This window comes from Aureimonas sp. ME7 (assembly GCF_903970965.1).
GTDB lineage: Bacteria > Pseudomonadota > Alphaproteobacteria > Rhizobiales > Rhizobiaceae > Aureimonas.
The window spans coordinates 78,015-101,365 of sequence record NZ_CAJCKW010000006.1; the positions used below are offsets into that span (position 1 = coordinate 78,015).

The window sequence follows — 23,351 nt, forward strand, 5'->3', positions numbered from 1 at the left end:
GTTCCCCCGACGATAGATCCAAGAGGGCCGATCCTTTCATGAGCGCACCGCAAGGCGACACCGTCGACCACATGGTCGAAACCTCGATGCTGCACCAGGCGCGCAAGTTCGCCGCCGCCTATGGCGGGCAAGGCCGGTTCTGGCAGCGGCCCTATGCCGAAACGCGCCCGCGCATCGCGTCCGCCGTCGCGCCCGTCTGGTTCACCGCCTATCCCGCCTCCATCGTGACACGGGACGGCGAAAGCGTTCTGAAGACGCTGGGCGACCAGAACCTCTGGTCGGCCCTGTCTTCCATCGGCGTGCGCGGCATTCACACCGGGCCGACCAAGCGCGCCGGCGGCTGGCGCGAGGGGACCTTCACGCCGACGATCGACGGCAATTTCGATCGCATCAGCTTCGACATCGACCCCTCCTTCGGCACGGCCGAGGAGTTCGTCGCGATCAGCCGCATGGCCGCCGCCCACAACGCCGTCGTCATCGACGACGTCATCCCCGCCCATACCGGCAAAGGCGTCGACTTCCGTCTCGCCGAGATGAACCACACGACCTACCCCGGCCTCTACCATATGGTGGCGATCCCCGAAGAGGACTGGGCGCTCCTGCCCGACGTGCCGGAGGGGCGCGACGCGGTGAACCTGTCGCCCGCGACCGTCGATGCGCTTCGCGACAAGGGCTACATCGTCGGCCAGCTGCAGCGCGTCATCTTCTTCGAGCCGGGCGTCAAGGAAACCGACTGGAGCGCGACGGGTCCCGTCGAGGGCGTCGACGGGGCGACGCGGCGCTGGGTCTATCTCCATTACTTCAAGGAAGGCCAGCCGAGCCTCAACTGGCTCGATCCGTCGTTTGCCGCCCAGCAGATGATCATCGGCGACGCGCTCCATTCGATCGACCAGATGGGCGCGCGCGGCCTGCGGCTCGACGCCAACGGGTTCCTCGGCGTCGAGAAGCGCCTCGATGGTCCGGCCTGGTCGGAAAGCCATCCGCTGTCGGTCACCGGCAACGCGCTTCTGGCCGGCATGGTGCGAAAGGCGGGGGGCTTCTCGTTCCAGGAGCTGAACCTGACCGTCGACGACATCGCCCAGATGTCGAAGGGCGGGGCGGATCTTTCCTACGACTTCATCACGCGGCCGGCCTACCAGCACGCACTCCTCACCGGCGACACCGAGTTCCTGCGCCTGATGCTGCGCATGGTGCACGAGTACGAGATCGACCCGGCCTCGCTGATCCACGCCATGCAGAACCACGACGAGTTGACCACCGAGCTCGTCCACTTCTGGACCCTGCATGCCGAGGACATCTACACGTTCGGCGGCCAGACCTGGCAGGGCCGCACGCTGCGCACCCATATCCGCGAGACGATGTACGAGAAGCTGTCGGGCACCAACGCGCCCTACAACCTGCGCTTCGTCACCAACGGCATCGCCTGCACCTCGACCAGCGTCGTCACAGCAGCTCTCGGGATCACCGACCTGTCCGAGATCACCGACGAACAGGTCGGCGAGATCCAGCGCGGCCATCTCCTGATGGCCATGTACAACGCCTTCCAGCCGGGCATCTTCGCCCTGTCGGGCTGGGATCTCGTCGGCGCCCTGCCGCTCGCCCCGGAAGCGGTCGCCAGCCACATGGGCGACGGCGACACGCGCTGGATCGAGCGCGGGGCCTACGATCTCATCGGGGTCAATCCCGAGGCCCCGCTTTCGGCGGACGGCATGCCGCGTGCCCGCGCGCTCTACGGACCGTTGAACGAGCAGCTGGAGAACCCCGCCTCCTTCGCCTCGCAGCTGAAGAAGCTTCTGGCGGTGCGCGAGGCCTATGCCATCGCCGCCAGCCGACAGGTGCTGATCCCGGACGTCACGACGCCCGGCCTTCTCCTGATGGTGCACGAGCTGCCCGACGGGCGCGGCACGCAGGTGACGGCGCTGAACTTCGGCCGCGAGCCGGTGGACGAGGTGGTGATCCTGCCCAATGTCCGCCCCGGCCCGGTGGTCGACATGATCGCCGAAACGGTGGAAGGCGATCTCACCGAAAACGGCGAGCTGCGCATCGTTCTCGACCCGTGGGAAGGCTTGTCCTTGCGCATCGTCGGCGCGCTGCCGGTTCTCTGAGACGAACGGGGGACAAGGGCTTCTCGCCCTTGTCCCGTCAGGACTCGGTGATCGGGTCGAAGCTCAGAAGAAACGAGGCGCCCTTGGCGACGCTCTCGATCGTCAGCTCGGCCTCGAGCTGACGCACGAGGCTGAGGATGACGCGGATGCCGAAGCTCTTGCGCGAGGCTTCGAGGTCGAAGCTCGCCGGCAGGCCGTGCCCGCCGTCGCGCACGCGCACCAGCGCCTTGCCGCCGTCCTTCCAGAGGCTCACCTGGATCTCGCCGGGCTCGCCCTCGTCATAGGCGTATTTCACGGCGTTGGTGACGAGCTCGTTGACGATCAGCCCGACGGGGATCGCCTTGTCGGCGCTCACCACGACATGGTCCGCCCGGCACTGGATCTCGAGCCCGGCGGTGGCGAAGCCGAGCTGCGAGCACAGATCGTCCAGAAACGGCGACAGGTCGACCTCGGTGACGCTCGCGCCCTTCCACAGATGGTCGTGGACACGCGCGATGGTCATGATGCGCGCTTCGGCGTCCACCAGCGCGGCCTTGGCCTTCGGGTCGGTGACGACGTTGGCGTTGACGCGAAGGAGGCCGCCGACGACGCCGAGGCTGTTCTTGACGCGGTGGTTCATCTCGCGCGTCAGCATGCCTTGAGTTTCCAGCGCCTCCTTCAGGTGGCGATCGGATTCCATCCGCTCGATCGCGGCGCCGAGGATGCGCGCGCAGCCCGACAGGAAGTCGACGTCCGAGGCGTCGAAGTCGCCGGGATCGGGACTGTCCACCTCGAGAACGCCATAGGCCTTCTGCTTTCGCCCGCCCCGGTCGATGAGGACGTTCACGGCGCGACGCACGCCGTAGTCCGCGAGGAGCTTGGGCGTGCGAAAGCGCGTTTCGTCCTCCAGATGGTTGGACAGGACGGCCTCGCCGGTGTGGAAGGCGAAGCCGGCCGGCGATTCGAGATCGGCGCCGAGCGTCGCCACGCCCACCTCGCCCGGACCCCAGCCCCAGCCGCCGCGCATCAGGAGGTCGTCGGTCTCGGCCCGGTATTCCAGGATCTTGCAGTAGGGCGCTTCCAGACCGCGCGCGCATAGCTCCGTCGCCCCCTGAAGGAGCGAGATGATGTCGCCGGCTTGGAAGGTGCGCCGCCCGAACTCGGCCAGAAGCTTCTGCTGCTTCAGGCGATAGGCCAACTCGTCCCGCCGGGGGACACGCGTCGCGTGCTCGATCTCCATGATGGTCCTTCGGTTCCTCCCGGCGCCTCGACACCCCGCGCACCGCTCAGCGCTCCTAAACCATCGGAACGCAAACCGGAATCGCCCCTGGCGCATTCCTGTCCCGGCGATTTTGCGGGACAGGACATCCGCGAAGGCGTCAGACCGGTGCGATCAGCCCTTGTGCTTCGAGATCGCCCCAAAGCGCCTCGGGAATGTCCTGCTCGAACCATTCGACGTTCTGGCGGACCTGCGCGGCGGTCTTGGCGCCGATCACCACGTTGGCGGTCGCGGGATGGCGATAAGGAAACTGGATGGCCGCCGCCGGCAGCGGAACACCATGCGCGGCGCACACCGCTTCCAGCTTCTCGGCCTTCTCGACGATCTCGGCCGGCGCATCGACATAGTTGTATTTCCGGCGCCCGGAGGCGGAGGCCAGGATGCCGGAGTTGAAGACGCCTCCGATGACGAGTGCCACTTCGCGCTCTAGCGCCAGCGGCAGGAAGCTTTCGGCCGCGCCCCCGTCGAGCAGCGTGTAGCGGCCGGCGAGGAGGCAGACGTCGAGATCCGTCTCGCCGAGCGCGTCGACGATGACCTGGGTTTCGTTGACGCCGAGCCCGAAGCCGGCGATCAGGCCGGCCGCCTTCAGCTCCTGCAAAGCACGAAAACCCCCGCCCCGCGTCAGAGCGTTCCAATGGTGCTCATGCAGATCGCCGTGCGTGACGCGGCCGATATCGTGGACGAAGAGGATGTCGAGCTTCGACAATCCGGTGCGCTGACGCGAGTCGTCGTAGGAGCGAAGGATCGCGTCGTATGAATAGTCGAAGACCTCGCGGAACGAGAGGCCATTGTGCCAGCCCGAATCGAACTCGTTCTTGGGCGGTTCGGGCGGCAGCGTGCGGCCCGGCCGCTCGAAGCTCATCAGGCGCCCGACCTTAGTGGAAACGGTGAAGCCCTGCGGGTCCTTCTCGCGCAGGAGCGCGCCCGTCAGGTGTTCGCAGCGGCCGAGGCCGTACATCGGCGCGGTGTCGAAATGGCGAATGCCGGCATCCCAGGCGGCGCGCAGCGCGTCCTGCGCGTCGGCAAGCGCCACGGGCGCATAGAGGCCGCCGAGCGGCGCGGTGCCCATCCCGAGCGCCGTCAGCTCGATCCCCGCCCGCTTCAGGCGACGCTTGTCCGAAACCTTCATCCGTTCCCCTCCCGGCGCTTGGGCGCCCGCCGACAGGTTGCCGGGTTCTCGTCGCCGATCAAGCCCCGATCGGCGGCATCGGGGGCATTTTGTCCTTGGGCGTCTGCGGGATCAGGCCGGTTGGGCCACGGCGACGTTCGCCCCCTCGTCCTTGCGGGCGGGCTCGGCGGAAAGACGTTCGTGCCAGACGGTGGCCGCGCGGATCACCGGCTCGGGCTCGGTCTCGAAGGGGGTGTTGAAGATCGACATGCGCCCCGCCGCCTCGCCCAGCGCCGGATCGCCGGTGAAGGAGATGAAGAAGGGCGCGAGAAACAACGGGATCGCGATCGGGCATACCCACAGGAAGAGCAGCCAGGAATAGGTGTAGGAGATCGCCATCAGGACGGCGCCCGCGATCACCATCCACCAGCTCGCGGCGAACGCGGCCGAGAGCGGCAACCCCTCGTCCTCGCGGTCGGTCGCCGGCCAGCCGGAATCTCTCGCCATCAGGATCTCGGCGACGGCTTTCGACTGGAACAGCATCATGATGGGCGCGAGCGCGCTGGTGAGAATCAGTTCGCATGTCGCGCCCAGGAGCACCGCCCAGCCGCCGCCGAAACGCGCGGCGCGCCGCGACATGGCGGTGCGGAAGGCGATCAGCGTCTTGGGCAGGAGCAGAAGGAGGACGATGCCGAGAAGCAGGAGCAGCGCCTTGCCGGTTTCGGGCGTCGGAAACACCGGGAACAGGCTGTCGGCCGGGAAGTAGTTGGGCGCCGGCGCCAGAACCGGGTCCAGCATGGAAACGATCAGGAACAGCAGCCAGATCGGCGAGGCCGCATAGGCCATGATGCCCGACACCATCGACACCTTGCTCCAAAGGCGCAGGTTCGGCGCCCCCAGCAGGCGCCCGTGCTGCAGGTTGCCCTGGCACCAGCGCCGGTCGCGCTTGGCGTACTCAATGATGTTGGCGGGCGCTTCCTCGAAGGAGCCTTCGAGATCGGGGTCGAGGCGCACCTTCCAGCCCGAACGAGAGAGAAGCGCGGCTTCCACGAAGTCGTGGGACAGGATCAGCCCGCCGAAGGGCGGCTTGCCCGAGAGCTTCGGCATGCCGCAGCAATCGGCGAAAGCCTTGGTACGGATGATCGTGTTGTGCCCCCAGAACGGCCCTTCGCGCCCCTGGAGGGCGGCGATGCCGCGCGAGAACACCGGCGAATAGAGCGCCGCCGAGAATTGGAGCGCCCGGCCGAACAGCGTGCGCCGACCGATGATCAGAGGCTGGGTCTGGAGCAGCGCCAACTCGGGGTCCGCGTCCATGCGCGCCACCATCTCGACCAGGGTTTCCGGCCGCATCAGGCTGTCGGCATCGAGCGCGATCATGTACTCGTAGGCGCCGCCGTAGTTGGTGACGTAGTCCTCGATGTTGCCGGCCTTGCGGTTCACGTTCTTGACGCGGTTGCGATAGAACAGGATCGACCCGGTCTCGAGCTCGCCGGCAAGCTTCAGGATCGTGCGCTTCTCGTCCGCCACGCATTCCGGCTTGGTGGAATCGGACAGGACGAAGAACACGAACCCGTCCATCCGGCGCATGAAGCGCAGGCCCTCGATCATCGCGGCCACGCGCGCCATCACGGCGCTGGCGTCCTCGTTGTAGACCGGGACCAGGATCGCGGTCTTGTGCGGCGAGGGCGGCGGCAAGGTGCCCGCCGCGCGCTTCGGGCCGCGCCGCGCGCGCCCGAACAGGATGCCCGTCACCGCCGTGTTGAAGCCCCAGGCGAGCCACAGGCAGCAGAGCGACAGGAGAAAGATCTGGATCACATGCAGCCAGGTCGTCCCGTTGGCGGTGATCACCACCGCGAAGAGAACGCCCGCCAGCGCCGCCAGAACGAGGGCCGTCAGCGCGAAGAGAAGTCTGCCCAAAACCATTCGTGTACCGATCCCGGCCCGATCCAAACCTGACGCGCGAGCCCTCCCGTTCGCGGGTCATAGCTCCTGACGCCTCGCTTGTCATCGCGTCGCGAATGTGGCCGAGCCCGAAACCCCTTCCGGGCGAGCGCTTTCCACCGTTTCGAACAGGGTGCGGGCGGAATCGCGATCGGGGGCCTCGCCATTTGTAATGTAATACTATATCAACATCGGCATCCGAGCCGGACACGTCGATCTATGCCCAAATCCTTCCCGCGCCCGCCCTCCCTCCTTCGCCGCTCGGCCAGCGAGCGTCTCGTCGTTGCGGCGGTGGCGGTCGCGGCGCTGTGGGGCGCGGTGTTCTGGGCGATCGGCTGATGACCATTCCCTTCAAGGCCTCCGCCCCCTCGGTCGAGCTGCGCGACCTCAGCCTGAGCTATCGCCGCCGCCCGGCCGTGAGCGGCGTGACCGGGCGTTTCGCGCCGGGCTCGATGACGGCGGTGGTGGGTCCCAACGGTGCGGGCAAGTCGACCCTTCTCAAGGGCATCATGGGCAGCGTTCGCGCCAGCGGCGGCCGGATCGTGATGGAAGGCGTCCGGCGCCGCGACATTGGCTATCTCCCGCAGGCGAGCGATCTCGACCGCGCCTTTCCCATCACGGTTCTCGATCTCGTCTCGCTCGGCCTTTGGCGGCGCACCGGCCCGTTCGGCCGCGTCGGGCGGGCGATGAGCGAAGAAATCGACCGGGCCTTGGAAGCCGTCGGCCTTTCGGGTCTCGAAGACCGGCTCGTCGGTACCCTGTCGGGCGGCCAGCTCCAGCGCGCGCTCTTCGCGCGGCTCCTGATACAGGACGCCAGGCTCCTGCTTCTCGACGAGCCCTTCACCGCCATCGACGCGCGCACCACGCGCGACCTGATCGATCTCGTCCAGCGCTGGAACGGCGAAGGGCGCACGGTGATCGCCGTTCTCCACGACATGGAGCTGGTGCGCGAGTATTTCCCCGAAACGCTTCTGATGGCGCGCGAGACGGTGGCCTGGAGCCGGACGCCCGACGCGCTCAGCCGTCCGAATCTCGCCCGCGCACAGGCGCTCGGCCAGGGTCTCGAAGTGTCCCCGGCCTCGTTCGGGGCGCAGGCGGCATGAGCCTCTACGACATCGTCCTCGGGCCCTTCGCCGACTACGCCTTCATGCGCCGCGCACTCGTCGGCTGCCTCGCGCTGTGCCTCGGCGCCTGCCCGCTCGGTGTCGTTCTCGTGCTTCGGCGCATGAGCCTCGTCGGCGACGCGATGGCGCATGCCATCCTGCCGGGCGCGGCTGTGGGCTTCCTGGTGGCCGGCTTCTCGCTCTTCGCGATGACGCTCGGCGGCATCCTGACGGGGCTCGCCGTCGCCTTTCTCGCCGGGCTCGTGTCGCGCTTCACGACGCTTCGCGAGGATGCGAGCTTTGCCGCCTTCTACCTGTTCTCGCTGGGGCTCGGCGTACTTCTCGTCTCGGTGCGCGGCTCCAACATCGACCTCCTCCACGTCCTCTTCGGGACGGTTCTGGGGCTCGACGACGCCGCGCTCTTCCTGATGGCGACGATCGCAAGCCTCACGCTGGCCGCGCTCGCGCTGATCTATCGCCCGCTCGTGGTGGAATGCCTCGACCCCGGGTTCCTGCGCGCGGTCGGCGGCTGGGGCGGGGTGGTCCACATGGGCTTCGTGGCGCTCGTGGTACTCAACCTCGTCGGCGGCTTCCAGGCGCTCGGCACCCTGATGGTGGTCGGCATCATGATGCTGCCGGCGACCGCCGCCAGGTTCTGGGCGACAAGCGTCGGCGGGCAGATGGCGGTCGCCGTCTTCTGCGGCCTCGTATCCTCAGGTATCGGGCTTCTCGTCTCCTACCACCTCAACCTTCCCGCTTCGCCAGCCATCATCCTTTCGGCCAGCGCGCTTTATGCCGTCTCGGTTCTGATCGGGCGTGTCGACAGCCTCGCGTCCCGTGTCGTGAAGAGCCCCTCCCCCGCCGGATGACCACCCCCTCCCCCTGACAGGAGAACACCCATGTTGAACCGCCGCCGTTTCGCCGCGCTTCTCGCCGCCGGTGCCTCGCTCGCGCTCGTCAGTGCTCCGGCCCTGGCACAGGACACCCCCAAGCCCCTGCCCGTGGTCGCCTCCTTCTCCATCCTCGCCGACATGACGAGCCGGATCGGCGGCGAGCATGTGGCCGTCAAGGCGCTCGTCGGCCCGGACGGGGACGCCCACGTCTTCGAGCCGACGCCGGCCAACGCGCGCGATCTGGGCAGCGCCAAGCTTCTCGTCACCAACGGCCTCCAATTCGAAGGCTGGCTGCCGCGTCTCGTCTCGACCTCCGGCTTTGCCGGGCAAACCGTGGTCGCTTCCACGGGCGTCGCGCCGATCCCCTTCGAGGAGGGCGACCATGAGGAGGACGCGCACGGCCACGACGAGCACGCGCACGCCGAAGAGGGCCACGAGCATCACGACCACGGCACGAACGATCCGCACGCCTGGCAGGATCTTGCCAACGGCCAGATCTACGCGCGCAACATCACCGAGGCCCTGAAGACGGCGGACCCGGCCAACGCCGCCGACTACGAGGCCCGGGGCGAAGCCTACGTGGCGGAGCTGAAGGCGCTCGACGCCGACGTGCGGCGCGAGCTCGGCGCGATCCCCGAAAACGAGCGCAAGGTCGTCACCTCGCATGACGCGTTCGGCTATTTCGCCAAGGCCTACGGTATCGAGTTCATCGCGCCCAACGGCGTGTCCACCGAGTCGGAAGCCTCGGCCGGCGAGGTCGCCGCGATCATCCGCCAGATCCGGGCCGACGGTATCCGCGCCGTGTTCGTGGAAAACATCGCCGACCCGCGCCTCGTCCAGCGCATCGCCGCCGAAACCGACGCCAAGGTCGGCGGCGCCCTGTTCTCGGACGCCCTGTCGAAGGAAGACGAAGGGGCCTCGACCTATGTCGACATGTTCCGGCACAACGTGAGCGAGCTCGTAAAGGCGTTGAAGACGAGCTGATCCTGGCACAGGGTCATTCTCAACAGACCCTCGAGCCCTTACATCAGGAACGGCCCTTCGTGGGGCCGTTCCGATCAGCGGGAGGAGACCCCATGAGCCTCGATCACGACCATGCGGCCGATGCCCCGTTGACGCGCAACCAGAAGCTCGTCTTCGACGTCCTCGACCGGGCGGAAGGGCCGCTCAGCGCCTATTCCATTCTCGACGCCCTTCGCGGCGAGGGCCTGCGGGCGCCACCGCAGGTCTACCGCGCGCTGGAAAAGCTCCTGGAAACGGGCCGCGTCCATCGCCTGGAAAGCCTCAACGCCTTCGTCGCCTGCGCTCATCCCCATTGCCACGCCCATGCGCTGACCGCCTTCGCGATCTGCGAGAAGTGCGGCGCGGTGTCCGAGTTCTCCGACGAGGTGGTGGAGCGACGCCTGGGAGCCTGGGCCGGCGAGACCGGCTTCCAGCCGACCCGCACCACGGTGGAGATCAAGGGCGTGTGTGCGGCCTGCGCCTGATCGGCCCTTGAGGAACCATGACGGGACTTTGTTGCTTGCCTTCACGAGAGCAACTTCAGGGAGATCCCGTCCCATGAGCCGCATTCCCGGCGCCAGCCCCATCACTCCCGATATCGAGGACATCCGCCGTTCGGACGGCGACGAGGATCGAAGCCTTGCGGGCGACGACGCGGGATCCGTGCCCGAACCCGTCCCCGGCGAAAGCGAGCGCGAAGCGCCGCGGGACGAGCGCGACTGAGGATTGTCACCGGCGCGTCACGCCTTCGTCGTCGGCGCGTCACCCGTTTCGGATGGTTTCCCGAGGGCCAAGTCGCCAACAGGAAACCGACGCCATGAAAACGATACTCGGGGCGAGCTTCGCCCTCCTCGCCCTGTCCACGGGCGCCTCGGCGCAAGGGCCCGAAGGCCGCGCCTTTCCGGCGACGCTCGCGCATCAGGCCATCCTACCCGCCGACACCACCGTGACGCCGCCGACGGACGCACCCGAGCACCTTCGCCATGCCGGCAAGTTCACCACGCCCGACCGGCGCCGCACGGAGGACCTCGGCACCGTGCCGGGCAAGGACGGCGTCCGCCCGACCGGCTTCGGACTGCCGGTTGAGGGCCAGGCCGTGCAGGGCTTCTCCGGCATCCGCCGCATGGCGGACGGCACGTTCTGGACCTTGTCCGACAACGGCTTCGGCTCGAAGGCGACCTCGTCCGACGCCGCCTTGATGCTGCATCACATCGCGATCGACTGGGACGCCGGGACGATCGATCGACGGCAGACCCTGTTCCTGTCCGACCCGGACAAGATTGCGCCCTTCCCGATCACGCTGGAAGGCACGGCCGAGCGCTACCTGACCGGCGCCGACTTCGACGTCGAGTCCCTCCAGCCGGTCGAGGACGGGTTCTGGGTCGGCGAGGAGTTCGGCCCCTATCTCCTCCGCTTCGACGCGCAAGGCCGGCTCCGCTCCGTTCACGAGACGCGGGCCGGCCAAATCCTCGTGCGCTCGCCCGACCATCCGGCGCTGCAACTGCCGGGCGACCCGACGAAGGCGCTGCCGGACTTCAACCTGAAGCGCTCGGGCGGCTTCGAGGGTCTTGCCCGCTCGCCGGACGGCTCGCGCCTCTACGCTCTCCTGGAAGGGCCGATCTACCGAGACGGCGCGGTGGAGAAGACGGATGACGGTCGCACCGCGCTTCGCGTTCTCGAGTTCGACACGGGGCAGAACGACTGGACCGGCCGCTTCTGGCTTTATCCCTTGAGCGAGAAGGGCGTCGCCATCGGCGACTTCAACATGCTGGACGACACCACCGCGCTGGTGATCGAGCGCGACAACGGCGCGGGAACGGCGGCGCAGGCCTGCCGGGGCGAGCCGGCGGCGGACTGCTTCGCGGCGCCGGCGGAGCTGAAGCGCGTCTACAAGATCGAGATGAGCGACGCGAACGAGGGACAAGCGGTGCGCAAGATCGGCTACCTCGATCTTCTCGCCATCCAGGACCCGACCGGCGCGGCCCGTCAGGGCACGAAGGACGGCGTCTACGACATGCCGTTCGTCACGATCGAGAACGTCGATCGCGTGGACGAGACGCACATCGTCGTCGCCAACGACAACAACTTCCCCTATTCGGCCGGCCGCTCCCCGACCCGAGCCGACGACAACGAGTTCGTGCTGATCGAGGCGGGCGACTTCCTGGCGGCGAAGTAAGGGCGAACACGAAAAAAGCGCCCCCGGACCTTTCGGTCCGGAGGCGCTTTCCCGGTTCCGTATCTCCGCCCGGAGGGGGCGGAGATCGCGAATGTCCGGTCCCCGTGATTACTGGAACAGACGCAGGACGTTCTGAGCCGACTGGTTGGCGATCGACAGAGCCTGGACGCCGAGCTGCTGCTTGACCTGCAGCGCCTGGAGCTTGGTGGACTCTTCGTTCATGTCGGCGTCGACCAGACCCGACACGCCCTTGTCGATCGTGTCCATCAGGTTCTGGACGAAGGTCTGCTGCAGATCGACGCGCTTGGACACGGCGCCGATGCCCGACGCTGCCGCCGTGACCTTGTTGATCGCGGCGTTGACGACGTTGATGTAGGCGTTGATCGCCTGCACGCGCTGCTCGGCGGTGGTCGCGCCCAGGCCGTTCAGCGTGTCGTCGGTGACGTCGATCGAGTCGACCGAGATCGTCGAGCCGCCGTTGGAGGCGACAGCGCCGCCGACGGTGAGCACCTGGGTGGCGCCCGGCGTCGCGCTCGTGAAGACGAGCTTGTCGCTGTCAGAGCTCGTGCCGACCGCGACGTTCACGCCCGTCACGCCAGCCTTGGAAAGGGCCAGTTCGACGACCTTCTTGTAGTCGGCGACGTTCGAGATCTTGCCATCGCTGACGGTCACGCCGCCCACGCTCAGCGCTTCGTTGACGATCGCCTGGTTGATCGTGACCTTCTTGGTCGCGGACGACGACGTGGTGCCGGCCGTGACGTTGAAGGTGATCGTGTCGTTGTCGTCCAGGGTGATCGCAGTCGAACCGCCGAACGCGCCGACCGTGACCTTCGCCTCGCCGGTGGTGACGTCGAGACCGGTGCCCTCGGCGATGGTCGTGAAGCCGATCGACGCATCGGTGACCGTAGCCGGCACCGAATCCTGAAGCACCACGCCGGTCAAAGCCAACTTCGATGCAGTGCCGTCACCAGCAGCCAGCGACGTGAACACTGCATGGCCATCGGAATCGAAGTCGACCGACACCTTGCCGGTTGCGTCCGCAGAAGCGTTGAAGGCGGTTTTGAAGGCGGCGGCGTTGAACGAAGCAGCGGTCGTGATGGTAAGGTTCACGGTGAACGCCGAACCGGCGTCATCCGTGAAGGACACCGCGATCGTGCTGCCGTCGTCAAGGGCGTTCGGCGTCGTGCCACGGTTGAAGGCGAATGCCGTACCGGAGGTGATCTCGGCCTTCGTCGCCGTAGGCACGGCCACCGAGCCGGTCGCCTGAACGCCGGCCGTCGTGGTCAGACCGCCGACATTGGTGCCGTTGCCCGTGCCGGTCTTGCCGCCGAAGCTCAGCGCCGTCTCGACACCGTTGACCTTCGCGCTCAGGCCGTTCTGCGAGTCGAGGATGCCGCGCGTCGTCTTGGTCGTGTCCGAATCGAACAGGACGGCGTTGGACGAGTCGTAGCTGATCTCGCCGACCGTCACGTTGCCCGCCACGTCGCGCGTGAAGGAGGAAACGACCGTCTTCTCGGCGTTGTAGGTCGAAAGACCCGAGTTCACCGACAGCCAGTTCTCGCCCGAGAAGGTCGAGGAGGAGGCGATCGACTTCAGCTGGTCCTGGAGCGAGGTGATCTCGGCCTGGATGGCCGTGCGGTCGACGTTGGAGCCGAGCGCCGAGGTCAGCTTCGACTTGATCTCGTCGAGGACGTCCTTGGCGGCCGACAGGCCCTGGTAGGCGGTGTCGAGCGTCGCGGCGCCGAGGCCGAGCGCGTCGGTGACGGTCGAAAGCGCCTTGTTGTCGGACTTCATGGTCGTCGAGATCGACCAGTAAGCGGCGTTGTCCTTGGCTTCGCCGATCTTGAGGCCCGAAGAGATGCGGCCTTGCGTGGCGTCGAGTTCGGTGTTGGAGGCCTGCAGCGTGCGCAGGGCCTGAGTCGCGGCGGCATTGAAGTTGATGGAAGACATTGGAGGTTCTGTCCCGAAAACAATACTGATGGGACATGACGGATCGAACCGTCGTGCAAGCTTTCGGCATCATGCCTGGCGGAGTTTCGGGTCGAACCGAAGTGGCTCGCTGCCTGCGAAGACCGTTCTACAGACCGAGACTGAAGAATTGTCTAACGGGATGGGGCGCGGCACGCATTCGCGCCCGGATCCGGGACGCTCCTTGGCTTTCCCTCGCCCGGAACCATCTACCCCTCCCGGACCGGGTGCGGGGATGTGAAGCGATCGTGTTGACGACTGAACCGAACCGAGGCCCTTCGCAGGCTCTCCGGACCCTGACGCGCGGAGAAACCGTCTGGCGCACGGAGCGGGCCGATCGCTATTCCATCATCGTGGACGCGGCCGACTTCTTCTTCGCCGCCAAGCAGGCGATGCTCCGGGCGCGCCATTCGATCGTCCTGATCGGCTGGGACTTCGACGCGCGGATCGAGATCGAGCCCGAAGGCCGGACCCTGGAGGGCCCCAACCGCATCGGCGCCCTTCTCGACTGGCTGGCCAAGCGGCGCCCCGATCTCGACGTGCGCATCCTGAAATGGGATCTGGGCATGCTGAACTCGCTGGCGCGGGGCGAAACGCCCTTCTTCATGCTGAGCTGGATGATGGGGGGCCGGGTGCGCCTGAAGCTTGACGGCGCCCATCCCCCGCTTGCCGCCCACCACATGAAGCTCCTGGTGATCGACGAAGCCCTCGCCTTCTGCGGCGGCATCGACATGACCACGGGGCGCTGGGACACGCGCGAGCACGAGGAAAACCGGCCCGGCCGCCGCTCGCCGCGCGGCAAGCCGCTCGGCCCCTGGCACGACGCGACGAGCTGCGTGTCCGGCCCCGCCGCCAAGGCGCTGGCGGAACTCGCCCGCGCGCGCTGGGAGCGGGCGACGGGCGAGACGATGGACGCGCTGGCCGGCGAGGCCGACCTTTGGCCGGACGGCCTCCCCGTCGACTTCGCGGATATCGACATCGGCATCGCGCGCACCGCGCCCGAATACGAGGACCGCGAGCAGATCGCCGAGATCGAGGCGACGACCTTCGCGGTGATCCGGGCCGCGCGCCGGACGCTCTATATCGAGAGCCAATATTTCGCCTCGCGGCGCGTCGCAGAACTCCTGGCCGAGCGGCTCGGCGAGCCCGACGGGCCGGAGGTCGTCGTCATCAACCCGGACACGGCGGACGGCTGGCTGGAAGCCAAGGCGATGGATTCGGCCCGGATCAGGATGATGCGCCTTCTGCGCGACGCGGACCGGTTCGATCGCTTCCGCATCCTCTACCCCGTCAACGAAGCCGGCTCGCCGATCTATGTCCACGCCAAGATCATGGTGGCCGACGACCGCGTCCTGAAGCTCGGCTCGGCCAATCTGAACAACCGCTCCATGGGCTACGACACCGAGTGCGACCTCGTGATCACGGCCCGGGACGAAGACGAGGAAACGCAGCGCGGCATCACCGCCAAGCGGGACGGCCTGATTGCCGAGCATTTGCGCATGAGCCTCGACGACTGGCGGGACGCCTTGGCGCGTCACGAGGGGCGCCTCGTCGGCGCGCTGGACGCGCTGCGCGGGGGCCGCCTGGAGCCCTTGCCCATCCGCGAACTGACGGTGGACGAGGAACTCCTGGCCGAATCCGATCTTGCCGATCCCGAGCGTCCCGTCGGCTGGCGGGATCGGATCGGCTCCGTCCTGCGGCGCCGCTGAAACCTCCCCTCGAGCGATCGGCGCTTGCGCGGCGGGCGAAACCGCAGTCCCATCCCGAACCAACAGGCGGCTCGCCTCGCAGCGATTCGCGCCCCTTCTCGGATAGGAACGGACAGGCCATGGCCGCGCTTTCTCCCCTTCCCCAGGACGCCGCCCAAGCGGTCCTCGTCGGCCGTCTCTTCGACCCCGAAACAGGGGGGCCGGTGCTTGTCCAGGTGCGGGGGGATCGGCTGGTGGACGTTTCAGCCGCCGCGCCGACGCTGTCGCAGCTTCTGGAGCTTGCGGACCCCGTGGCGGCGCTGCGCGCCGTGGGCGAGGCGACGAGCTGGCCCCTCGACGAGGTGCTGGGGGCGAGCCTTCGCAACGGGCCGGAACGTGAGGCGAGCGCCGTTCTCCTCGCCCCGTGCGACCTTCAGGCCGTCAAGGCCTGCGGCGTCACCTTCGCGCGCTCGATGATCGAGCGGGTGATCGAGGAGCGCGCCAAAGGCGATCTCCAGCTTGCCGCCGCCATCCGGGGCGAGATCGCCGATGTGATCGGCGGCGCGCTGACCGACGTCGTGGCGGGTTCGGACAAGGCGGCCGAGGTGAAGCGCATCCTGCAGGAGCGCGGATACTGGTCGCAATATCTCGAGGTCGGCATCGGGCCGGACGCGGAGGTCTTCACCAAGGCGCCGGTGCTGGCGAGCGTCGGATACGGGTCCGAGATCGGCATCCTGCCCGCCTCCGCCTGGAACAATCCGGAGCCGGAAGTGGTGCTGGCGGTGAATTCGCAAGGGCGAATCCTTGGTGCGACGCTCGGCAACGACGTCAATCTTCGCGACGTGGAAGGGCGCTCGGCGCTGCTGCTCGGCAAGGCCAAGGACAACAACGCGTCGTCCGCCATCGGACCCTTCGTGCGCCTCTTCGACGACGCCTTCACGCTGGACGACGTGCGCGACGCCGAACTGACGCTGAGCGTGGAAGGCGAGGCGGACGGCTACCGGCTGGAGGGCCATTCCTCCATGCGCGAGATCAGCCGCGACCCCGCCGATCTCGTCGCGCAGGCGCTCGGCCGCCATCATCAGTATCCCGACGGGATGATGCTCTATCTCGGCACGCTCTTCGCCCCGGTGGAGGATCGCGACGCGCCGGGCAAAGGTTTCACCCACAAGCTCGGCGATCGGGTCTCCATCGCATCGCCCCGTCTGGGGCGCCTGGAGAACGTCGTGACCCACACCGACCGCGCGCAGCCCTGGCACTTCGGCATCGCGGCGCTGATGAACCATCTGGCCAAGCGTGGCCTCCTGGCTTGACCCAGGCTTTCACGCCATGGGCAGGGCGTCGAATTGTCTTGCGAGAGCCGCAATTTAGCGGCATGTGCACCCGTTAGCCCGGGGCACATCGGGCGGGGTCGCATGGGGATGGTTTGGAGATGAGCGCAGCGCCAGCCATGGAAGCGGATACGGGCGTGTCGACGCGCACGCTTCTCCTAACGACGGACTGGCGGGCGACCTCGCTCGGGCCGATCGAGGCTTGGCCGGTCCACCTGTCCGCCGTGGTCGACACGGTGCTCGATTCGCAGATCCCGAAGGTCCTGATGTGGGGCCCCGACCATGTGATGATCTACAACGACGGCTATCGCGAGATCGCCGGCGACAAGCACCCGAGCGCCTTCGGGGCGCACGTGCCTGCGATCTGGCCCGAAATCTGGGACTGGAACCGGCAGGTCATCGCGACCGGCTTCGAAGGGCACGCCCAGACCTTCCGCGACCAGCCGATGCGCCTTTATCGCAACGGCGGGTTCCACGAGGTCGTCTTCGACCTGTTCTACACCCCGATCCGCGGGGCGGACGGCGCGATCGGCGGCGTCTTGTGCACGGTGATCGAACACACCGAGCGCGAAGCCGTCCGGCGTGACCTCCACCGCTCCAACGACCGTTTCCGCGCCGCCGTTTCGGCGATCCATTCGACGCTGTGGACCAATTCCGCCGAAGGGCGGATGACCGGCGAGCAGCCCGGCTGGGCCGCGCTCACCGGCCAGTCGCCGGCCGAGTACGAAGGGTTCGGCTGGTCGGCGGCGGTCCATCCCGAGGATGCGGAAGGGACGGTCGCGGCCTGGAACGCGGCGGTGGCCGCGCAGACGACGTTCCTCTTCGAGCACCGGGTGCGCACGGCGTCCGGCGAATGGCGCCAGTTCGCGGTGCGCGCGGTGCCGACCTTCGACGCGCTCGGCACCTTGCGCGAATGGGTCGGCGTCCACACCGACGTGACCGAGGCGCGGCAGGCGGAGGAATCGCTGCGCGAGCATGCCGCCATGCTGGAGCGGCAGGTGCGGCACCGCGAGCGCGCCGAGGAGCAGCTCCGCCAGCTCAACGAAACGCTGGAGCAGCGGGTCGCGAGCGCGGTCGAGGAACGCCAGCTCGCCGAGTTGGCGCTCGCCCGCTCGCAGAAGCTCGAAACCATCGGCAAGCTGACGGGCGGCGTCGCGCACGACTTCAACAACCTGCTGCAGGTCGTCTCGGGCAACCTCCAGCTTCTCCTGAAGGACATCGCCGGCAACGACCGAGCTGAGACGCGCGTGCGCAACGCGCTGGCCGGCGTTTCGCGCGGCGCCAAGCTCGCGGCCCAGCTTCTCGCCTTCGGTCGGCGCCAGGCGCTCGAACCCAAGGTCGTCAACGTGTCGCGCTTCGTGCGCGGCATGGACGACATGCTGCGCCGCGCGATCGGCGAGGCGATCGAGGTCGAGACGGTGTTCGGCGCAGGGCTGTGGAACACGTTCATCGATCCGACGCAGATCGAGAACGCGCTCCTCAACCTCGCCATCAACGCGCGCGACGCCATGGACGGCCAGGGCCGGCTGACGATCGAACTGTCCAACGCGCATCTCAGCGACGACTACGCGCGGCGCCACACGGAGGTTTCGCCCGGCCAGTACGTCATGCTGGCGGTGAGCGACACGGGCTCGGGGATGAGCCCGGAAATCATCGAGAAGGTGTTCGAGCCCTTCTTCACCACCAAGGCCGAGGGCAAGGGCTCCGGGCTCGGCCTGTCCATGGTCTACGGCTTCGTGAAGCAGTCGGGCGGCCACGTGAACATCTATTCCGAACTCAACCAGGGCACCACGATCAAGCTCTACCTGCCCCGCTCGGCCCAGGCCGAGGACCAGGAGATCGACGTCGAGGCCGGCCCGGTCGCGGGCGGCACCGAAACCGTTCTCGTGGTGGAGGATGACGAGGAGGTGCGCGCCACGGTGGTCGAGATGCTGACCGATCTCGGATACCGCGTCCTCAAAGCGGTGGACGCGCAGTCGGCGCTCAACGTCGTGGAAAGCGGCATCCCGATCGACATCCTGTTCACCGACGTCGTGATGCCCGGCAAGCTGAAGAGCCCGGAGCTCGCGCGCAAGGCCAAGGAGCGCCTGCCCGGCCTCGCGGTGCTCTTCACCTCCGGCTACACCGAGAACTCGATCGTCCATGGCGGGCGTCTCGATGAGGGCGTGCAGCTCCTGTCCAAGCCCTATACGCGTGAGGCGCTGGCTCGCAAGTTCCGCCATGTGCTGGCCAACCAGGCGCAGGCCAACGCCGCCCGGCGCGGCCTGAAGGGGCCTTCGCTGGTGCCGGCCGATCCGGACGGGATGCGCGGCGAGACGCCCGTCGTTGCCGAGCGCGTCGTGGAGGCGGCCGTGGCTTCCAGGACCGTGCTTCTGGTGGAAGACGACGGGCTGATCCGCTTCAACACGGCCGACATGCTGAAGGATCTCGGCTATCTCGTGGTGGAAGCCGGCCGGGCCGAGGACGCGCTCACCGCGATCCAGACCGTTCCCTTCCACGCGCTGGTGACCGACGTGAACCTGCCCGGCATGTCGGGACCCGAACTCGCCCGAAACGCCCGTCAGGTGAAGCCGGAGGTCGGCATCGTGTTCGCGACCGGGGACCGGCACGTTCCCGGCTTCGAGACGGATGCCGCGCAACGGGTGGTGGTGTTGCCCAAGCCCTACGGGATGGACGACCTGGAAGCCGCGCTGGCACGCGTTCTGGCGGACGCCCCGGTCACGGCCTGAGGGTCGCAGCCTCACCCGCCCGAACCGCGTTCTCGCGATCGACCAGATCGACGCCCTCGAAGGAATGGTAGAACAGGGGATCGGCGACATAGCCGGTCACCTCGCGCCGCGCCGCCACCGAAAAGATCGAATGGGCAAGCGGCACCCAGGGCGCCTCGCGGTGGAAGATTTCCTGCGCCTCGAGATAAAGCGCGCGGCGCCCGGCCGGATCGGACAGGGTCTTGGCCTCGCGCACCAGCCGGTCGTAGTCCGCGTCGCACCAACGCGCCACGTTGTTGCCGCCGGGGCGCACCGCCGCGCAGCCGAGCAGCGTGTGAAGGAAGTTGTCGGGATCGCCGTTGTCGCCCGCCCAGCCGTAGAGCGCGAGCGACACGTCGTCGTTTTCCAGAATCGACACGCGGTAGGCGTTCCATTCCGAGGTCTTGAGACGAAGCCGGATGCCGAGCTTCTCGAGATCGGCGGCGATCATCTCGGCGACCCGGCGCGCGTTCGGATTGTAGGGGCGCGATACCGGCATGTACCAGAGATCGGTGTCGAGGCCGTCCGGCAGCCCCGCCTCGATCAGGAGCTTGCGGGCGGCCGCCACGTTGTAGGGATAGGGTTCGACGCGCTCGTCGAAGGCCCAGAGCGAGGGCGGGATCGGGTTGGTGGCGAGGATCGCGCTCGGCCCGTACACGGCATCCAGGATCGCCTGCCGGTCGATCGCCATATTGACCGCGCGGCGCACGCGCACGTCGTCGAAGGGCTTTCGTGTCGTGTTCATGGCGAGATAGCCGACGTTCAACCCTTCCGTCTCGTAGAGCTTGAGCTCGGGGTCGGAGCGCAGGCGCGCCAGATCGGCCGCGTCGGGAAAGGCCGACATGTGGCACTCCCCCGCCGTCAGCTTGGTGAGCCGGGCGGCCGTCGTCGGGGTGATCGAGAACACCAGCGTGTCGATCGGCTGCCGCCCCCGCCAGTAGTGCTCGAAGGCATGGTAGCGGATGGAAACGCCGGGCTGAAACGAGACGAACTCGAACGGCCCGGTGCCGATCGGCGCGGTGTCCAACCGCTCCGGATGGCCGTTCTCCAGAAGCCGATCGGCGTATTCGGCCGACAGGATCGACATGAAGGGCATGGCGAGGCTCGCCAGGAACGGCGCTTCGGGCCGCGTCAGGCGGATGCGCACGGTGAGCGCGTCCACCACTTCGATGGATCGGAGGAGGTCGGGAAAGCCGGAGTCCTGAAAGTAGTCGAAGCGCGCGCCGGACACGGCGTGAAAGGGATGGTCGGCCTTCCACTGGCGCTCCAGCGAGAACACGACGTCCTGCGCCTCCAGGGTGCGGCTCGGCTCGAAGTCGGCATTGGCATGAAAGGCGATGCCGGGGCGCAGGTGGAACGTGTATTCGAGCCCGTCGGGCGAAATCTCCCAACGCTCGGCGAGCGCGGGCCGGATCTCCGTCGTGCCGGGGCGAAACTCCACCAGCGTGTTGAACATCGGCTTGGCCGCATCCATCGCCGTGCCGGTGATCGACAGCTGGGGGCTCAGCGATTCCGGGTCCCCTTCGGAGCAGAAGACGAAGGTCTTGGCGCCGGCGGGCGCGGTGGCGCCCAGCACCGCAATGGCTAGCGCAAGGGCGAGGCGGGTCGGAAACATCGGCGTCATTCCGCAAGGGGGCCTGAGTCGTGGCGCGGCGCGTTCAAGGGCAGATCGAGACGGAAGGTCGTGCCGCGACCGGGCTGGCTGGACAGTGCGATCGTGCCGCCGAGCGTCGCCGTCACGAGGTTGAAGACGATATGGAGGCCGAGGCCCGTGGAGCCCGAGCCGCGCCCCGTGGTGAAGAAGGGGTCGAAGACCTTGGGCTGGTCGGCGGGCGCGATGCCGCGCCCGTCGTCGGCGAACACGATGCGCACGCGCCCGCCTTCGCTGCGGGCGGCCTCGACGCGGATCGTGCCGTTCCGGCCGGGCGCGAAGGCATGGGCATAGGCGTTGGACAGGAGGTTGGTGAGCACCTGCGCCAGCGCGCCGGGATAGGTGTCGAGAACGAGGCCCGGCTCGCAGACGACATGAAGCTCGTGGCCCGCGCGCTTGCGCAAGGGGCCGAGGCTGGTGAAGAGGTCGCGCGCGAACTCGCCGAGTTCGAAGGCGCGCCGCTCGCCGCTCGCCTGATCGGCCGCCACCTGCTTGAACGCGTGGACGAGGCTTGCTGCCCGCTCGACATTGCTGGTGGTCAGCCGCGCGCCCTCCGCCATACGCGACACGAAGCCGGCGAAAGCTTCGCGCGTCACCCGCCCGCCCGCCGTTTCGGCCTCGAAGCGGCGCACGTCGCCCGCGATGGCGGTGGCCGTGGTGAGCGCGACGCCGAGCGGCGTGTTGATCTCGTGCGCCACACCGGCCACGAGCTGGCCGAGGGAGGCGAGCTTTTCCGCCTGGATCAGCTCGGCCTGGGTTTTGCGCAGGCGCTCCAGCGTCTCGTCGGACTCCTCCTTGGCGCGGCGAAGCGCCCCTTCGCGCATGTCGCGTTCGATGAGGAAGTTGTTGGTGGCCCTCGCCATGGACCCCAGTTCGTCGCGACGCTCGGCCTCGGGCATGAGGCCGGCATCGATGCGGCTCGCGCGGTCGATCATGCCCTTTTCGAGGCTGCGGAGCGGACGGGTGATCGAGCGGGCGACGAGGAGTCCGGCGCCGCACGCCATCAGAAACGCCATGCCGCCGCCGACGAACAGAATCCGGCGCACCGCCGTGCCGATCGCGTCGGCGTTGCGCGACAGTTCGTTGTTGAGGCTCGACACCTGCAGAAGCATGATGCCGGCCGTGTCCGACATGTCGACGAGAAGGCGCGACTGGTCCTCCAGCCCCTTTCGCACCGCGCGCAGGCCCGCCCGCCATTCGTCGAGCGCGTCGATCATCTCGCTTTGAATCAGCGGCGAGATCGGCAGCGCGGCGATCTTGTCGCCCATCCGACGCCCTTCCTCGTCGATCACGGCGATCGCGCCGGCCGAGCGGGCCTCGATCACCTCCATCGAGCGCCGGCCGAGCTTCAACGTATCGACGGCGATGTTCTGAGTCGCCTGTTCGGTCTCGTGGGCGTTGATCGTGAAGGCGAGAAGGCCGGCGATCTCACCCTGCAGCGCGCGCTGAGCGGTGGTGTCGATCTTGAGCTGGCGATCGACGCGCTCGAGCGCGCCCTGCAGCGCGCGCACGCCGCCCGAGCCGAGGTCGGGCAGCACGCGATCGCCCTCGCCGGCATTTCTGGCGCTCGCGATCGCCTCGCCGAGCGAGGCCGCGGCATGGCGGATACGGGCCATTTCGAAGGAGGCCGAAACGCTGGTCTCGGAAGGGGAGCGCCCGCTGGCCGAGACCATCATGCCGTCGGCCAGCGCAGCGCGCAGCGACAAGGCGCTGTCCACCACGTCGCGCGTGAACTTCAGCGTCCGGTCGCGCGCGCTCAAGGTTTCGACGAGATCGCGGTTGGAGCGGGTCTGGCGCTCGCGCGCCTCGTCGGTGAGCTTCAGCAGGGTCTGGAGCCGCGCATCCATCTCGGCCACCAGCCGGTCGCCCTCGCCGGTCGCGACGGTGAGCTCCTCCATCAGGTTGCGATAGCGCGACAGGGTCGAGCGGGTCTGGACGATGGCGGTGGTGCGCGCGGCGTCCCCGCTCTTGGCTTCCAGGTTGCGAAGGCCGGCGGCCGCGCCCTTCACGGACGCGGAAAAGGCCGAGGCCTGGCGCTCGCGTGCGCCCGCCGTGCCCGACACGTAGGCGTCCTGCGCGCTCATGCCCGACACGACCTGACGATAGATGTTGGCCGCTTCCAGCGCCCCGGCGCGCGCGAGGTCCGCCCGGTCGAGCAGCACCACGGACAGGAAGCCAACGACCGCGATGAGCACGATCGGGATGGCGCCCACCAGAAACACGCGCCCCGCGATGCTGGGCCGCAGCGCGCCGGCGATCCCACTTCCGCCCCGATGCGCTTCCAGCGGACCGGACGGCGTCCGGAACGCGGCGGCCGGGGGGCGGCTGGGGGAATGATGATTCATGAACGACCCGGACGACATGGACGCTCGGCACCATG

16 protein-coding genes are annotated in these 23,351 nt (G+C 68.0%); 10 read left to right on the top strand and 6 right to left on the bottom strand.

The annotated features are described in order from the left end of the window. Positions 1-38 precede the first annotated feature (38 nt). Positions 39-2,105 carry a maltose alpha-D-glucosyltransferase gene (gene treS / locus H7A85_RS12045; protein WP_182086192.1) on the top strand — a complete coding sequence of 689 codons (2,067 nt, stop codon included), beginning with the start codon at positions 39-41 and terminating at the stop codon, positions 2,103-2,105. 37 nt (positions 2,106-2,142) lie between these two features. Here treS and H7A85_RS12050 read toward each other — a convergent pair whose 3' ends face one another. The 3 genes from H7A85_RS12050 to mdoH all read right to left on the bottom strand — a co-directional run bounded on the left by H7A85_RS12050 (position 2,143) and on the right by mdoH (position 6,394). Further along, positions 2,143-3,324: a histidine kinase dimerization/phosphoacceptor domain -containing protein gene (locus H7A85_RS12050; RefSeq protein ID WP_182086193.1), complete on the bottom strand. Its 1,182-nt coding sequence runs from the start codon at positions 3,322-3,324 to the stop codon at positions 2,143-2,145. A 139-nt stretch (positions 3,325-3,463) separates the two neighbouring features. After that, positions 3,464-4,492, bottom strand: a complete 1,029-nt coding sequence (locus tag H7A85_RS12055) for an aldo/keto reductase (RefSeq protein ID WP_182086194.1) — start codon at positions 4,490-4,492, stop codon at positions 3,464-3,466. Between the two features lie 111 nt (positions 4,493-4,603). After that, a complete protein-coding gene (mdoH, locus tag H7A85_RS12060; protein ID WP_182086195.1) occupies positions 4,604-6,394 on the bottom strand; it encodes a glucans biosynthesis glucosyltransferase MdoH in 1,791 nt (596 codons plus the stop codon). A 356-nt stretch (positions 6,395-6,750) separates the two neighbouring features. On the opposite strand from mdoH, the gene H7A85_RS12065 reads away from it, so the two are divergent. The 6 genes from H7A85_RS12065 to H7A85_RS12090 all read left to right on the top strand — a co-directional run bounded on the left by H7A85_RS12065 (position 6,751) and on the right by H7A85_RS12090 (position 11,586). Continuing rightward, the gene (locus tag H7A85_RS12065; protein ID WP_182086196.1) at positions 6,751-7,515 is read left to right on the top strand and encodes an ABC transporter ATP-binding protein; all 765 of its coding nucleotides are present in this window, start codon (positions 6,751-6,753) and stop codon (positions 7,513-7,515) included. Next, the gene (locus H7A85_RS12070) at positions 7,512-8,384 is read left to right on the top strand and encodes a metal ABC transporter permease (protein WP_182086197.1); all 873 of its coding nucleotides are present in this window, start codon (positions 7,512-7,514) and stop codon (positions 8,382-8,384) included. The genes H7A85_RS12065 and H7A85_RS12070 overlap by 4 nt, the downstream gene beginning before the upstream one ends. Before the next feature lie 30 nt (positions 8,385-8,414). Beyond that, entirely contained in the window at positions 8,415-9,392 is a 978-nt protein-coding gene (locus tag H7A85_RS12075; RefSeq protein ID WP_182086198.1) for a metal ABC transporter substrate-binding protein, read from the top strand. A 92-nt stretch (positions 9,393-9,484) separates the two neighbouring features. Next, complete coding sequence (locus tag H7A85_RS12080) at positions 9,485-9,895, top strand: Fur family transcriptional regulator (RefSeq protein ID WP_182086199.1); 411 nt, start codon at positions 9,485-9,487, stop codon at positions 9,893-9,895. A 73-nt stretch (positions 9,896-9,968) separates the two neighbouring features. Next, complete coding sequence (locus H7A85_RS12085) at positions 9,969-10,133, top strand: hypothetical protein (RefSeq protein ID WP_182086200.1); 165 nt, start codon at positions 9,969-9,971, stop codon at positions 10,131-10,133. A gap of 94 nt (positions 10,134-10,227) precedes the next feature. Then, complete coding sequence (locus tag H7A85_RS12090; RefSeq protein ID WP_182086201.1) at positions 10,228-11,586, top strand: esterase-like activity of phytase family protein; 1,359 nt, start codon at positions 10,228-10,230, stop codon at positions 11,584-11,586. Positions 11,587-11,694: 108 nt separating this feature from the next. Here the strand turns inward: H7A85_RS12090 and H7A85_RS20845 are convergent, their stop codons facing one another. Continuing rightward, positions 11,695-13,536, bottom strand: a complete 1,842-nt coding sequence (locus H7A85_RS20845; RefSeq protein ID WP_280514921.1) for a flagellin — start codon at positions 13,534-13,536, stop codon at positions 11,695-11,697. 269 nt (positions 13,537-13,805) lie between these two features. Here H7A85_RS20845 and H7A85_RS12105 point away from each other — a divergent pair, with 269 nt between their 5' ends. The 3 genes from H7A85_RS12105 (at position 13,806) to H7A85_RS12115 (ending at position 19,302) form a co-directional block, all read left to right on the top strand. Beyond that, complete coding sequence (locus H7A85_RS12105) at positions 13,806-15,263, top strand: phospholipase D-like domain-containing protein (RefSeq protein WP_244631154.1); 1,458 nt, start codon at positions 13,806-13,808, stop codon at positions 15,261-15,263. A 119-nt stretch (positions 15,264-15,382) separates the two neighbouring features. Next, entirely contained in the window at positions 15,383-16,555 is a 1,173-nt protein-coding gene (locus tag H7A85_RS12110) for a fumarylacetoacetate hydrolase family protein (RefSeq protein ID WP_182086202.1), read from the top strand. A gap of 137 nt (positions 16,556-16,692) precedes the next feature. Further along, positions 16,693-19,302, top strand: a complete 2,610-nt coding sequence (locus H7A85_RS12115; protein ID WP_244631180.1) for a response regulator — start codon at positions 16,693-16,695, stop codon at positions 19,300-19,302. Here H7A85_RS12115 and H7A85_RS12120 read toward each other — a convergent pair. Next, complete coding sequence (locus H7A85_RS12120; RefSeq protein WP_182086204.1) at positions 19,292-20,935, bottom strand: ABC transporter substrate-binding protein; 1,644 nt, start codon at positions 20,933-20,935, stop codon at positions 19,292-19,294. The genes H7A85_RS12115 and H7A85_RS12120 overlap by 11 nt on opposite strands. Positions 20,936-20,940: 5 nt before the next feature. Then, entirely contained in the window at positions 20,941-23,316 is a 2,376-nt protein-coding gene (locus H7A85_RS12125; RefSeq protein ID WP_182086205.1) for a HAMP domain-containing sensor histidine kinase, read from the bottom strand. Positions 23,317-23,351 lie beyond the last annotated feature (35 nt).